Source organism: Mycobacterium mantenii, assembly GCF_001667865.1.
GTDB classification, from domain to species: domain Bacteria; phylum Actinomycetota; class Actinomycetes; order Mycobacteriales; family Mycobacteriaceae; genus Mycobacterium; species Mycobacterium mantenii_A.
This window is the reverse complement of sequence record NZ_LZJP01000054.1, coordinates 83,316-96,893: the sequence shown is the minus strand read 5'-3', so window position 1 is coordinate 96,893 and position 13,578 is coordinate 83,316. Positions and strand designations below refer to the sequence as shown.

Sequence of the window (13,578 nt, the reverse complement as noted above, 5' to 3'; positions counted from 1 at the left end):
CTCGATGTCCACCCACTTGCCGTGGAAGTCGCGGTGATGGACGGGAATAACGAACTCGCAGAGCAACAGTCGCGCTCCGGTGCGGGCCGCGGTGCGGACATTCTTCAGGATGCGGACCGCGTCTTCCTCGGGCCAGTCGTGGATGACGTTCTTGAGCACATACGCGTCGCCGCCCTTCGGCGCGTAGTCGAAGAACGAGCCCTCTTCGATCCGGACGCGGTCGTCGACACCGTACTTGCGAAATAGCTCCGGGGCGCCCGCCACGACCTCCGGAAGATCGAACAGCACGCCGCGCGAATTCGGGGCCGTCTCAAGGATTGCCGCCAGCAGCCTGCCGTGTCCGCCACCGATGTCCACGATCGTGTCGAACGCACTGAAGTCATAGGCGGCGGTCAAGGGCACGGTCGCGAACTCGGACACATTGGTCATTGCGGAGTTGAAAATTCCCCCTAGCTCCGCTTCGTCAGCCAGGTACTCGAAGACCGGTTTGCCGCGAAGCTCTGGGACCACCGGATATCCGGTCCGGATCGCGTCCGTCAGCTGGCTCCAGTGCTCGCGATGCTGAGGCGACCCGACCCATCGCGCCATGCCGGCCATGGACACGGGCGCGTCGGTGCGCAGTGTTTCCGCAAGCGGCGTAAGTGCATAACGCCCGTCGCCGCGCTGGTGGAAGATCCCGATGCCGATCAACGCGCGCATGAGCCGTCTCAGCGCGTCGGCGTCCGCGCCGACCCGCTCTGCCAGTTGGTCCCCCGACAGGGGGCCATCTGCCAGGACGTCCGCCACACCAAGGTCCGCTGCCGACGTGATCGCTTGAGCGACCCAAGCATTCAGGATCAATTCCATCATCGCCGCCGCGGGCGGCGCGGAGCGTTGGCGCAGCCGCGACAGGTGGTGGCGGACCCGTTCAACGGCTCGCGCGACCGGGACCGGCGGAACCTTCGTCGTCAAGTGACTCCCCTTCTCGTTCATCTTCGCCACGATGCACCGTACTTGTTCGCCCGGGCACTGCTGCCGCGCGGCCAATCATTCTGTCCGCGTACGAACTATGCCCGCAAATGCCGTTTATTTCAATATCTATTGAAATAAACGGCGGCTTTGTCTACAGTTCCGGACAGGGGGCCCGATGAAGGGAGAGCCGTCATGTCACGTCTCGCCACGAAGGTCGTCGTCGCGGCGATGCTCGCTTTTACCGCCGTCACAGCGACCGGATGCATTTCCACGGCCACCGTGGACCCACCCCTGGGGGTCGCAGCGGGTTAACGCGGCATCGAGTCGAATCCCCCGCTCTGCAGCCGTTCAGATTAGGGGACAACCGGTTTCACCATCGGCTGGCGTGGAGCACGTCGACGAGGACTTGCGCCGACCAGGCCCGAATCCGGTGTCGTTCATCGTAGGCTTTGGGCATGCGTTCGTTTTGTTGCGCCGCCGGGGTGATCATCAGCGTTGTAGCGACTGGCGTTGCCGCGACGGCGTGCACCAAGAGCACCGCCGGACATGCGGCACACAGCACTAGCGGTGTGGGCATCACTTCGCAGATCGCGACGTCGCCGCCACCGGGGGCCACGTCGGTGCCGCCAACCGGCCAGCCGGTCGGCACCGCGGTAATGAGGGTCAGCGGCGGCAGCTCCCCCGTGATGATTCGGTACCGCATCAACGGAGGCCCGGAGCAGACCGAGTCGAATGTGCCACTGCCGTGGGAAAAGCAGTACCCGGTCTACAACGAACTGGAGTCGCAGGTAGCCGCCGACGGCGGAGACACCGCCCTGACATGCACGATCATCATGGATGGCGACAAGGTCGTGTCTCTCAAGAGCGAACCGCGGCCCACCTGTAAGTTCGCCTACTGGGGCTGACCCCCGACGCCATCAGGTCCCTGCCCGGGAGGGTCGCCGTCAGCGGACCGCTCGTAGGCCGTCAAGGGCGGCGGCGGTATCGGAGGTAGTCCGCCGCCATATATGTCGAGATATGGTGCGGCGTAAGGGTTTTTCCATGGCTGCACGCCGGCGCGGCGCCGGCGTACGTAAGTCACGATGAGGACGCCGCCGGCCACGACAAGAAACGCCAGCAACAACGCCTTGCCGACCAGCAGCGCAGTCATGAGCGAATTTTAGCCGTCCCGAAGGAGGGAGAAGGGTGTGCCCTGGTAGCACCCGCACCCCACCGCGGCGTCCGTCGCCGTCGAACCCCGGTCGTGACCACTGAGGCTTGAGCGATGCCTGGGACGACTGTGATGGACCGACGCAATCCATCCCCCGACACCCCGCCCGCCGAACGGTGATTGTCGCCGCCGTGCCCTATCTTGGAGCGTCCGAGGCATGACGGAACGAGACGGAGGGCGCGTGCTGGACGACGACACAACGCTGTCGCCTGCCGACCTGCTCGAGTTGAATCGCGACCTCCAGGGCTCGCCGACGATCCGCCTCCTGGCCACGCTGAACCTGAACCTCTATGCCACCTTGATGGAGCGCCGGCTCAGCGGCGGCGTGGTGCCCGAGACCGACCTCGTCGTGCGACTCGAGCGCGACCTGGCCGAACTCGACCAGGCCGGCGAGCAGTCAGGCCTCGCCCTGATCAAGTCCTGGGCCAGCCAGGGCTGGCTGCACCGGGTCGCCGACCAGCGCTCCGGCGTTGAACGCAACCTCTGTTACCTGACCCAGGAGGCGCGCCGGGCGCTCGACTTCCTGCGGGGCATGCGCCGGCAGGACACCATCGCCACCGGCGGCTCGATCAACGGCATCGCGTCCCGGCTCAAGCAGGTCGCGTTGCGGGTCGGCAACGACCCCGACCGCATGCGCGCCAACATCGAGGCCGAAATCGCCGCGCTTCAAACCGAACTCGACGCCCTGGCCCGAGGCGACAGCTCAGATGACCACAGCCAAGACGTCGACCTCACCGACGCCTACGACGAAGCCCACGCCATCGCCCTCCAGATGGAACGCCTGATCACCGACATCGGTCAATACGGGACCATGATCGAACGGGCCACCGCGGCCCTCGACGATCCGATCGACAGCAACGTCGAATACCGCGACCGGCAGCGCCGCATGTACGCCGACTACGAGGCCGCCTGGGACTCCCAGGGCCGCGACTCACACCGCGCCTTCCTGCGCATGATCAACGACCCCGATCAACGCTCGGAGTTCGAAGCCGACGTCGCCGCGGTCGCCGAAGCCCTCCCGGCGCTGGACCCCGCCCTGCGCAAGGTGATGGCCGGCTTCTTCGAATTGGTCGGCCACCAGATCGACGAAGTGGAACGCATCCAACAGCGCTGCGCGCAGCGCGTCAAACGGTTCACCGCGTTCGGCACCCTCGAGCAGAGCCGCGGCGTGGCCCGTCAGCTCAACGAGGCGATCGGCGCCGCCCGCAACCTGCTCAAGGCATCGCTGACCGACTCCCGGCTGGATATCGAACTCCCCCTGGCCCGCCACGCGTTCAGTTCCATTGGCGCACTGAGCTTTCGGATCGGCGATTTGTCCAACCCGAAGCCCGCCCTCCTCGCCGAGGGTGAGGTCGATCTGACCAGTTTCGCGGCGCTCACCACCCAGGTCGACGCACCCGCAATGTCCGAGATGATCAACACCGCGATCCGCTCCGGGTCGACATTGTCGCTGCCGGACGCGGTCGCCATGCTCGACTCGCCCTACCTTGGGCACGTCATCGTGCTGTGGTCGTGGGCGCTCAAACAACCGGAAGCCGCACAGGTTTCCGAGTCGATCACGGTCCGCTTTCAGTCCCTGGACGGGCGTGACCGCGAGATGGAGGTGCCGCACCTGATGTTCACCGAACCGGTTTCCACCCTGCTGGGAGCAACCGCGTGACCGTCGACGAGGCCACCAGAGAGCCCACGGACTACAGCGGGTTCTCCGCGCTCCCCCAGGTCGACCAAACCGCCCGCGCGCCGCACCAGCGCCGGCCCCGGTTCGACGGCGACGTGTCCGAGCTGCCCGACCGTGCCTGCTGGGCGCTGCAGCAGCTGCTGACGCGCCGCTACATCAGCGCCGAAGCCGACCGCGACGTCTACACCTGGGTGCTGGAGTACCGCGCGCAGTTGTCCGTCAGACTGTCCGAACTGGATCTGTTGCTGCGCATCGTCGAGGGCGCTGACGTCGCGTTCGTCGAACAGGCGCGCTACGAATCCGCCCGGGGCGTCAAGCTTTTGCGCCGTGAACCGCTGGGCACCTACGACTCGATCCTGGCGCTGCACCTGGCGCAGATGATGCGTGCCTCGGGTGATCAGGCCGTCGTGATCAGCCGCGACGAGATGCACGGGCTGTTCTCCGGCGTGCTCAACGACGTCGACCGCGACGCCGTCACGTTCACAGCGCGCATCGACGGTGCCATCGCGCGGCTGGCGTCTCTGGAGATCTTGCGCAAGACCCGCGATGACGAGGACAGCTACACCGTCAGCCCGGTCATCAACGCCGTCATGACGGCCTCGGTGATCACCGAGCTGCAGAGGCAGTTCGAGATCCTGCTGGGCGGCGGGGTTCCCGAGGAGCCGGGCCACGACGAGGAGGAACTCGAGGATGACTGAACAGTTCCACCTGTCACGCCTGCAGGTCATCAACTGGGGTGTCTTCGACGGGTATCACTCGATCGGATTCAGCGAAGGCGGCGCACTGATCGCCGGCGCCTCCGGAAGCGGCAAATCCTCACTGCTGGATGCTATTTCGCTCGGCTTCCTGCCGTTCAACCGCCGCAACTTCAACGCCTCCGGCGACAACACCGCCGCCGGGTCCAGCGCGGGCCGGCGGACCGTCGACAAATACGTCCGCGGCGCCTGGGGCCAGCGCAGCGAGGCCGGCGCCAGCAAGGTCATGTACCTGCGTGGCGACGGCACCGCCTGGTCGGCGATCGCCGTCACCTACACCAGCAACACCGGCCGCACCGTCACCGGCCTGGTACTCAAGTGGCTCACCGGCGAATCCCGGTCGGACTCCTCGAGCCGGTTCGTGCTGGCCGACGGCGACCGCGACATCGAGAGCGTCTGCAACCGCTGGGCCGCCGGCCGCTTCGACGCCGCCGTGTTCAAAGACGACTGGCGGTTCTCCACCAAGGTGGAATCGCAGTACCTCGCCCAGCTGTACGCCACCATCGGCATCCGCGCGTCCGATGCCGCGCAGCAGCTGCTCGGCAAAGCAAAATCGCTGAAAAGTGTTGGCGGGCTCGAGCAGTTCGTCCGGGAGTTCATGCTCGACGAACCCGCTAGCCTGACCCGGCTGCCCGAAGCGCTCAAGCAGATCGACCCGCTAGTCGACGCCCGTGAACTGCTGGCCGTCGCGCAACGCAAACGCAAGATCCTCGGCGACATCGAAAAGATCCAGCAGCGCTACGCCTCGGAGTCCTCCGACCTGGGCATCATCGATCTCGTCGACCAGCCGATGGTTCGCGCGTACACCGATCACGTCCGGCTCGCGCAGTGCCCGGCGCAGATCGAATCGCTCGACGCCACCATCGACCAACTCGGCAACGAATACGAAGACGTCACCCGCCAGCTGAATCTTGCCAAGGCCGAAGGTGATTCGCTCAACGCGCAGATCAGCGGATCCAGCACCAGCCTCGGTCCGTTGCAGTCGCAGGTGGCCGGCGCCGAGGCGCATGCCGAGCAGGTGTCGCGCCGGCGCACCGCCTACGAATCCATGCTCAACACCCACGGTCTCGCCATCCCGGACACCGCCGACGAATTCTGGAACCTGCGCGAAGAACTCAGCACCCGCGCCACCGAACTGCTGGCCAAACTGGATCGCGGCCGGGAAGCCTCCACCGATGCCGAATACGCCCAGAAGGTCGCCCGCATCGCCCGCGACGACGCCGCCGAGGAACTCAAACGGGTCGAGCGCGTCGGTTCGGCCCTTCCGGAGTTCGCGCTCACCATGCGCGAACGCATCTGCGCCGCCGTCGGTATCGATCCCGGTGAGCTGCCCTATATCGCCGAGCTGATGGATCTGCGGCCCGAGCAGAGCCGGTGGCGCGTCGCTGTCGAGAAGGTGCTGCGCGGCGTGGGTCTGCGGCTGCTCGTGCCCGACACTCACTATGCGGCGGTGCTGCGGTTCGTCAACGAGACCAACATGGGCGGGCGGCTGCAGCTGCATCACGTCCGCGCCAGGTTCGTCGGCGCCGAGGTCACCGAGGCCGGCCCGAACACGTTGGCCGGCAAGCTGTTCGTGGTCGACCCGACCCATGACTGCGCCGCCGAGGCCGCCGACGTCCACGCCGCCGCCGGTGATCACATCTGCGTCGACACCCCGGATGTGTTTTCCCGGTTCCGGCGGGCCGTCACCGACACCGGCCTGTACAAGGACTCCGAGCGCCTGGCGATCAAGGACGATCGCCGGCCCCTCAAGCAGGCCGACTACATCTACCAGGGCGACGTGGCCGCCAAGATCGACGCCCTGACCGTCGATTTGGCCAACGCCGAAGAGGCGTTTCGCCGGGCCCGCGCGGTCGCCGACGACATCGCCGCCGAGCGTCAGCAGTGGCGGGACCGGGCCGCGGCGTTCAAGGCGATCTGCGATCAGTTCGAGCAGTGGACCCACGTCGACACCGAGACCGCCGACGGGCACGCCGACCGGTTGCGCGAGCAGTTCGAGCTGCTGCTGGCCGAGAACCCCGATATCGAGGCGCTCACCGCCCGCGCCGAGGAGTGCTGGGAGCAGATCCAGGCCCTGATGACCCGTCGCGGCGCCATCCAGACCCGACGCGACGATCTCGACGGTCGCCGCACCCGGCTGCTCGAGCTGCAGGAACGGCTCGCCCCGGCGTTCGTGTCCGAGCCGCTGACCGAGTTGTTGAATCGCTACGCCGCCGACGTGCCGGTGTCGCTGGACATGCTCAATCCCGAACCGCACCGCGATGCGGTCTTCACCGCGATCCGCCGCGAACGCGAGCAACTGCGCGAAAGCCGCAGGCGCTCATACGATGAGCTCGCGCGGATCCTCAACACGTTCGACACCGCGTTCCCCGATGCGATCCCCAACGACAGCGACGTGTTCGACGAGCGGGTGCACGATTACGTCGCGCTGTGCCGCCACATCGACGAGCGCGAACTGCCCGAGGCCTACGAGCGGATGCTGCGACTGGTCACCGAGCAGGCGCCCGACGCCATCCTGACCCTGCACCGGGTCGCCGAGCAGGAGGCCCGGCGTATCAGTGAGCAGATCGAACGGGTCAACACCGGGCTGGGTGCGGTGGAGTTCAACCGCGGCACCCGGCTGACGCTGCGCGCCACCTCGCGCAGCCTGACCGCGGTCGCCGAACTCACCGAGATCGTGCGCGCGATCTCGCGGCGCATCGCCGAAGTGGGCCTCGGCGACAAGCAGGCCATCTTGGACCAGTACGCCGACATCTTGCGCCTGCGCAACCGATTGGCGTCGACCGCACCGGAAGACAGGGCCTGGACCCGCGACGCCCTCGACGTCCGCAACCGGTTCACCTTCGACTGCGCCGAATGGGACGTCGCCAGCGACGAACTGATCCGCACGCACAGCAACTCGGGCGACAACTCCGGCGGCGAGCAGGAGAAGCTGATGGCCTTCTGCCTGGCCGGCGCGTTGAGCTTCAACCTTGCTAGCCCGGAAAGTGCCGACAACAAACCGGTTTTCGCCCAGCTGATGCTCGACGAGGCGTTCTCCAAGTCCGATCCGCAGTTCGCCCAGCAGGCTTTGCAGGCCTTCCGCAAGTTCGGGTTCCAGCTCGTCATCGTGGCCACCGTGCAAAACGCCACCACCATCCAGCCCTACATCGACAGCGTGGTGATGGTGTCCAAGCGTGAAGCCACCGGCCGCAACGCCCGCCCGGTGGCGACCGTGGCCACGAAGACGATTACGGATTTCACCGCGCTGCGCCACGAGATGCGGACGACGGCGGCGCTGGTCCCGGCCGGGGTGTGACGCACCAACGCAATTGCAGGAAACCGGGCCGCCGCTGAGCGGGCCCGACTTAAACGGCAGCCGCAGCAAGCGTACGTATCAGCCGGCTGGAGGTGCCACCGGCGGACGGCATTCGTTGGCGCCTGGATCCCACCACCAGCCGTTGTCGCAAGCGAGCGGTTGCGGCCCGACACCCAGGGGTCGGCACACGTTGGCCGTCGGGTCCCACCACTGGCCCGGGTCGCACGCCAAGGGCTGCGGCCCGACTCCGAGGGGGCGGCAGACCTTGCCCGTCGGATCCCACCACTCGCCGTCCGCGCAATCGGCCTTGCTCACTGCCGGCGTCATGACCGTCACGGCGGCCATCGACGCGAACGCCAACATGACGATGACTACGAATTGGCGAATGAACGTCCTCATTGTGGACCTCCCATCGGTTATCCAATATCGAACCCAGCCCCGGGCGTCGAGGTCAAGGGCGTTTTTTGCGATCGAGTAGAAATCGGGTCCATGTGCCGATGAATTTCGGGTGGGCCACGAGTCAGACCTTTCGAATCAACAAATCGAGCGCAAAGGTGGAGCCATGTCCCGCGAAAGCACGGCCTTGCCGCCGGTCGTCGATCACCAAACCTGGCGCGCGGCCCTCGACGAGCTGCGCACCCGGGAGAAGGCCGCCACCCGCGAATTGGATGCGATCGCCGCGCAGCGGCGACGTCTTCCGATGGTCGAATTGACCGACTACACCCTGATCGGCGCCGAGGGGCCCGTCCGCCTGGCCGACGTGTTCGACGGCCGGTCGCAGCTGATCGTCTACCACCACATGTGGTCGGACGGCGCCGAGTGGCAGTGCGCCGGGTGCACGGGGTTTACCTCGCAATTCACCCGGCTGGACTTCCTCGACAACTACGACGCCCGGTTCGTCATCGTGACCAACGGACCGATCGAGGAGGCACTCGCCTACAAGCGCAAGGTCGGCAACCGGATGGACTGGTATTCGTCATCGCAGAGCCCGTTCGGCACCGACATGGACGCGCCGCCCGGTGGCGGTTTCGGACTCAACGTTTTCCTGCGCGACGGCGACACCGTGTACCGGACGTGGCATACGAACGGGCGAGGCACCGAGCAACTCAGTCACTCGTTCGGGCTGATCGACATCCTGCCGTGGGGTCGCCAAGAGGAATGGCTCGATTCGCCCGAAGGGTGGCCCTCGCGACCCACATACTCGGGGTGGCTCGACTCCCCCGCCATCGCCGCCGCGTACGGATCCACGACAAGAGAGGACCACGCATGAGCGCCAACGCCGAACGGTACGTCGTCACCCGCACCATCGCCGCCGCACCGGCCGCGATTTTCGCGGTCCTCTGCGACCCGTCCCGTCACCACAACACCGAGCCGACCGACTGGGTCCGCGACGCCGTGGACACCGCGCCGATCACCGGAGCGGGCCAGATGTTCGCGATGAACATGTACCTGACCCAAGCGGGCGGCGACTACGTCACGCACAACCGGGTCAATGTGTTCGAAGTGGACCGCGCCATCGGCTGGATGCCGGGGGTGATCGACGACGCGGGCAACCACTCTCCGGGCGGTTGGTTCTGGCGCTACGACCTAGCCCCGAACGGTGATCGCACCGACGTCGCCCTCACGTACGACTGGAGCGGGACACCGCAGTCTTTCCGGGAGCGCGTTGGCGAGATGCCCGTCTTCGGCGAGGATTACCTCGACGCGTCGCTGGCCGCTCTAGAACGCTCAGTCGAGAGCTGAAGATCGGGCTACCGCAGGCTGACGAGTTGTTCGACCGAATCCCTGGGTAGTTCACCGTCGGCCACCGCGGTGACCGTCATATTCTGCAATGTGATGGCGCCCTTGTGGTTGTCCAGGAATGCGGTGTCAGCGGCGTCTCGACCGGTGGCAATCCGCACCATCGACTGCCGTGGCGCCAGGCACGTGGCGTCGACGACCCGCCATGCGCCGTCGACGAATGCCTCGGCCACGGCGTGGAAATCCATTGGCTGGCAACCCGGTGCGTACACCGCCACCAAGCGGGCGGGCACATCGAGCGCGCGCAACATGGCGATGACGAGATGCGCATAATCGCGACACACACCGGCGCCGGCAAGGAGTGTGTCGGTGGCGCCGTCGATCGGATCGCTGGACCCCGGGACATACTTCAGTCGCGTGCCGACCCATGACGAGACTCTTTCGAGAAGCGTGACCGAGCAGCCGTACTGCTGAAATTCGGTCGTGGCAAAGCCGAGGAACTTGTCGGACTCCGCATACCGGCTCGGGCGCAGATAGACACTCAGGTCGACATCACTGACCGGCGGCGCGTCGGCTTGGCCAGCGACCGTCGCCGAGTACGACGCGGTGACGGTTCCCCTGCCCGCCCGCACAACATGAATCCGCGTTGAATGCTCACCGAGGACTTCGCGCGGTTCAATTGGCTTGCCGTTCAATTCGATTGCCAATGACTCGTCGACGGTGATGCCTGGTTGACGGCTGACCGCGATCTGAAAATCCAATGTCGTCGGTTCGGTGACTTCGACTTCGATATCGGCGCCGACTCTACGGACGGTGATCGTCGAACTCGAATCGGTTTCGGCGGTGCGACGTTTCCATGCAGGCATACGGTGCGGCCCTCTCTGCTCAGCCAGATCCCGCTCGCTGCTTGGCAGGGCCTTCGTGTGCGCACTTTTCCAACAGCTTAGTCGCAGAGTCCCGCCGCGTCGCGGCGGTGGCGGCGGCACCCATATCCCGCGATCACCCGCGATTCGACGAAAATATCGGGTTAACCGGTACGAGTTTGGCGTGGTTTCGGCTGTCTCTCAACGCGTCTGCTGCCTGGGGCCCCCGAAGCCACCGGCATTCCGGCACTCCATTCGTCGACACCGCCACCGACACGGCGCACACTTGTCGAATGCAGGTATGTCATTACATCGCCGTTGCGCTGACCGCACCGCCGCCGGCCGCTCCGCAACCCGCGCGCCGGTCGCGGGCTTCGACGCCACCGCGGACGGCGTGATGGGATCCGAGCCGCGCCGCGTACTCAACGGCCTTTCGGACATACGCGCGTTCTTTCACACCAACAAGGTGCCGCTGTTCTTCATCTCTCCGACCCCGTTCAACCTGCTAGGCGTTGACCGCTGGATACGAAACTTCTTCTACCTGACGTACTTTGACTCCTTCGAGGGCACACACTCGCGCGTGTTCGTGCCTCGCCGACGCGACCGCCGTGATTTTGACTCCATGGACGAGGTGTGCAGCCACCTGCTGTCCGATCCCGAGACGCTCGAGTTCATCGCGGGCCGAGGTCCGGGTGGCAAGTGTTGCTTTGTGATGATGAACGCGGAAATTCAGGCCCTCGCGCGGCAGGCGGGTCTCGAGGTCATGCACCCGCCGACCGAGCTGCGCGAGCGCCTGGGCTCCAAGATCGTCATGACGCGCCTGGCCAACGAGGCGGGAGTGCCGAGCGTGCCCAACACGATCGGGCGGGCCGGTTCGTACGAGGAACTCCTGGCGCTCGCGCAGAGCGCCGGATTGGGAGATGACCTCGTCATCTCGATCGCTTATGGCAACGCCGGCAGCGGGACGTTCTTTGTGCACGGTCAAGGCGACTGGGACAAGTACGCCGGCGACCTGGTGGGGCAGGACTTCAAGGTTATGAAGCGGATCCGCAATGTGGAGGTGTGCCTCGAGGGTGCCGTGACCCGCCACGGCACTGTGGTCGGACCCGCGATGACCAGTCTCGTTGGTTATTCGGAGCTGACTCCGAGCCGGGGCAGCTGGTGTGGCAATGACATTTGGCGCGAGGTGCTGCCGCCCGCCCAGACCCATGCCGCGCGGGAAATGGTGGCAAAGCTGGGCGACGTCATGCGCCGCGAGGGTTACCTCGGCTACTTCGAGGTGGACCTTCTGCATGACCTCGACTCCAACGAGCTCTACCTCGGTGAGGTGAATCCGCGCCTGAGCGGCGCCAGCCCGATGACGAATTTGACCACCGAGGCCTACGCCGACATGCCGCTGTTCCTGTTTCACCTGCTCGAGTACATGGGCGTGGAGTACGAACTCGACATCGAGGAGATCAACTCGCGCTGGGAGCGGGGCTATGGCGAAGACGAGGTCTGGGGCCAGGTGATCATCACGGAGACGTCGCCGGAAATCGAGATATTCACCGCGACGCCACGCACCGGGGTATGGCGTATCGACGACGACGGTCGGGTCTCCTTTTCGCGGACCGCCAACGACTGGGCCACGCTGCTCGACGGCTCCGAGGCCTTTTACATGCGGGTCGCGGCGCCCGGCGACTTACGTTCTGAGGGCGCCCAACTCGGCGTGCTCGTCACCCGTGGACACCTGCAGACGGACGAGTATCAGCTGAGCGAGCGCTGCCAGCGGTGGGTCAAGGGGATGAAGGCGAAGTTCACCTCGACGCCCCTGACGCCCGCCGCGCCGATCGTCTCGCGGCTCGTCGCACGCGCGTGAGCCCCCCGGCCGGTATCTCCCTGGGCAACTGGCTGGCGCCGCCCTATGCGCAGTGGTCCTTCCAGCATGTCGAAGACATGGTTCCGACGGCGGTGATCTCGCGCGGGGCCGGGCCCGTCGCGGCCCTGCCCGCGGCCGGTGCCTCCATCGCCGAGATCCCGGTGACCAACACCAACGGGACGGCCACCACGGTCGGCTCGGTGATGGCCGCGACCGCCACCGACGGGTGGGCCGTCGCCCACCGCGGTGCGATGGTGGCCGAGGAGTACTTCAACGGCATGGCGGCCCAGACCCGGCACCTGATGTTCTCGGTGAGCAAGTCGCTCGTGGCGGCCGTCGTGGCCGCGCTACACGGCTCCGGCGCGATCGAGCTTGACGCGCCCGCTACGAGATACGTTCCCGCCCTTGTGAATTGCGGCTACGCTGGCGCGACGGTGCGTCACCTGCTGGATATGAGGTCGGGTATCGCCTTCTCGGAGGATTACGACGACCCGACCGCCGAGATCCACCTCCTCGACCAGTCGATGGGCTGGGCGCCGAAAAGCAATCCGGACGGGCCTGCCACGGTCCGCGATTTCCTGCTGACCCTGCGGCAGAAGTCGGCGCACGGCGGTCCCTTCGAATACCGTTCGTGTGAAACCGACGTGCTCGGCTGGATCTGCGAGGTCGCCGGCGGCGGGCGGATGACCGAACTGATGTCGGAATTGCTGTGGAGCCGCATCGGCGCCCAATGCGACGCCACCATCGGCGTCGATCCCGCCGGCACCGGTTTTTTCGACGGCGGGATCAGCGCCTGCCTGCGCGACATGATCCGGTTCGGGTCGCTGTTCTTGCGCGAGGGCGTGTCGCTGACCGACCGGCAGGTGCTGCCGGCGGCGTGGATCGCCGACACCCTCGACGGTGGCCCCGACTCGCGGCAGGCGTTCGCCGCCAGCCCCGACCACGACACCGATTTGCCCGGCGGGATGTACCGCAACCAGATGTGGTTCCCGTATCCGGGGAACAACGTGGTGCTGTGCCTGGGCATGTGCGGCCAGATGATCTACGTCAACCGCACCGCGGAGCTGGTCGCCGCCAAGTTGTCCACCCAGCCGCACTCCCACGAGCCGCACATGTTGGACACGTTGCGCGCCTTCGATGCGGTGGCATACCAACTGGCCGGGATCACCGGCTAACCGGCATTCCGCGAATTTCGGCGAGCCGTTTCGGCAGACTTTGGCTATTC

General features: G+C 66.2%; 12 protein-coding genes. 8 read left to right on the top strand and 4 right to left on the bottom strand.

The features are described from left to right. Positions 1–1,026: methyltransferase (locus A5688_RS09045; protein ID WP_431768073.1), on the bottom strand; the 1,026-nt coding region annotated here is incomplete at its 3' end. 380 nt (positions 1,027–1,406) lie between these two features. Between A5688_RS09045 and A5688_RS09040 the strand changes: the two genes are divergently transcribed. Then, on the top strand, positions 1,407–1,856 hold the full coding sequence (locus A5688_RS09040; protein ID WP_067911228.1) for a hypothetical protein: 450 nt from the start codon (positions 1,407–1,409) through the stop codon (positions 1,854–1,856). Here the strand turns inward: A5688_RS09040 and A5688_RS26800 are convergent. Beyond that, a complete protein-coding gene (locus tag A5688_RS26800) occupies positions 1,844–2,101 on the bottom strand; it encodes a hypothetical protein (RefSeq protein WP_082951130.1) in 258 nt (85 codons plus the stop codon). The genes A5688_RS09040 and A5688_RS26800 overlap by 13 nt on opposite strands. Positions 2,102–2,318: 217 nt before the next feature. Between A5688_RS26800 and A5688_RS09035 the strand changes: the two genes are divergently transcribed. From A5688_RS09035 to A5688_RS09025, 3 genes are read left to right on the top strand one after another with little or no spacing between them, the layout of a single operon-like run. Continuing rightward, a complete protein-coding gene (locus A5688_RS09035; protein ID WP_067911230.1) occupies positions 2,319–3,821 on the top strand; it encodes a DUF3375 domain-containing protein in 1,503 nt (500 codons plus the stop codon). Beyond that, entirely contained in the window at positions 3,818–4,537 is a 720-nt protein-coding gene (locus A5688_RS09030; protein WP_067911232.1) for a DUF4194 domain-containing protein, read from the top strand. The genes A5688_RS09035 and A5688_RS09030 overlap by 4 nt, the downstream gene beginning before the upstream one ends. Beyond that, positions 4,530–7,892, top strand: a complete 3,363-nt coding sequence (locus tag A5688_RS09025) for an ATP-binding protein (protein WP_068268130.1) — start codon at positions 4,530–4,532, stop codon at positions 7,890–7,892. The genes A5688_RS09030 and A5688_RS09025 overlap by 8 nt, the downstream gene beginning before the upstream one ends. Positions 7,893–7,970: 78 nt before the next feature. Here the strand turns inward: A5688_RS09025 and A5688_RS09020 are convergent, their stop codons facing one another. Further along, positions 7,971–8,291, bottom strand: a complete 321-nt coding sequence (locus A5688_RS09020) for a hypothetical protein (RefSeq protein WP_067911238.1) — start codon at positions 8,289–8,291, stop codon at positions 7,971–7,973. A gap of 163 nt (positions 8,292–8,454) precedes the next feature. Here A5688_RS09020 and A5688_RS09015 point away from each other — a divergent pair, with 163 nt between their 5' ends. Further along, the gene (locus A5688_RS09015; RefSeq protein ID WP_067831592.1) at positions 8,455–9,162 is read left to right on the top strand and encodes a DUF899 domain-containing protein; all 708 of its coding nucleotides are present in this window, start codon (positions 8,455–8,457) and stop codon (positions 9,160–9,162) included. Next, complete coding sequence (locus A5688_RS09010) at positions 9,159–9,635, top strand: ATPase (protein WP_067911241.1); 477 nt, start codon at positions 9,159–9,161, stop codon at positions 9,633–9,635. The genes A5688_RS09015 and A5688_RS09010 overlap by 4 nt, the downstream gene beginning before the upstream one ends. 8 nt (positions 9,636–9,643) lie before the next feature. Here A5688_RS09010 and A5688_RS09005 read toward each other — a convergent pair whose 3' ends face one another. Then, entirely contained in the window at positions 9,644–10,498 is an 855-nt protein-coding gene (locus A5688_RS09005) for a transglutaminase-like domain-containing protein (protein WP_067831596.1), read from the bottom strand. Positions 10,499–10,892: 394 nt separating this feature from the next. Between A5688_RS09005 and A5688_RS09000 the strand changes: the two genes are divergently transcribed. Both A5688_RS09000 and A5688_RS08995 read left to right on the top strand, forming a co-directional pair. Next, a complete protein-coding gene (locus A5688_RS09000) occupies positions 10,893–12,353 on the top strand; it encodes a biotin carboxylase (protein ID WP_067831721.1) in 1,461 nt (486 codons plus the stop codon). Next, the gene (locus tag A5688_RS08995) at positions 12,350–13,528 is read left to right on the top strand and encodes a serine hydrolase domain-containing protein (protein ID WP_067831598.1); all 1,179 of its coding nucleotides are present in this window, start codon (positions 12,350–12,352) and stop codon (positions 13,526–13,528) included. Before A5688_RS09000 ends, A5688_RS08995 begins: the two co-directional genes overlap by 4 nt. Positions 13,529–13,578: the final 50 nt, after the last annotated feature.

Coding starts and splice junctions, on each gene's coding strand:
- A5688_RS09040 (WP_067911228.1), top strand. CDS start 1,407: ATGCGTTCGTTTTGTTGCGCCGCCGGGGTGATCATCAGCGTTGTAGCG.
- A5688_RS26800 (WP_082951130.1), bottom strand. CDS start 2,101: ATGACTGCGCTGCTGGTCGGCAAGGCGTTGTTGCTGGCGTTTCTTGTC.
- A5688_RS09035 (WP_067911230.1), top strand. CDS start 2,319: ATGACGGAACGAGACGGAGGGCGCGTGCTGGACGACGACACAACGCTG.
- A5688_RS09025 (WP_068268130.1), top strand. CDS start 4,530: ATGACTGAACAGTTCCACCTGTCACGCCTGCAGGTCATCAACTGGGGT.
- A5688_RS09020 (WP_067911238.1), bottom strand. CDS start 8,291: ATGAGGACGTTCATTCGCCAATTCGTAGTCATCGTCATGTTGGCGTTC.
- A5688_RS09015 (WP_067831592.1), top strand. CDS start 8,455: ATGTCCCGCGAAAGCACGGCCTTGCCGCCGGTCGTCGATCACCAAACC.
- A5688_RS09010 (WP_067911241.1), top strand. CDS start 9,159: ATGAGCGCCAACGCCGAACGGTACGTCGTCACCCGCACCATCGCCGCC.
- A5688_RS09005 (WP_067831596.1), bottom strand. CDS start 10,498: ATGCCTGCATGGAAACGTCGCACCGCCGAAACCGATTCGAGTTCGACG.
- A5688_RS09000 (WP_067831721.1), top strand. CDS start 10,893: ATGGGATCCGAGCCGCGCCGCGTACTCAACGGCCTTTCGGACATACGC.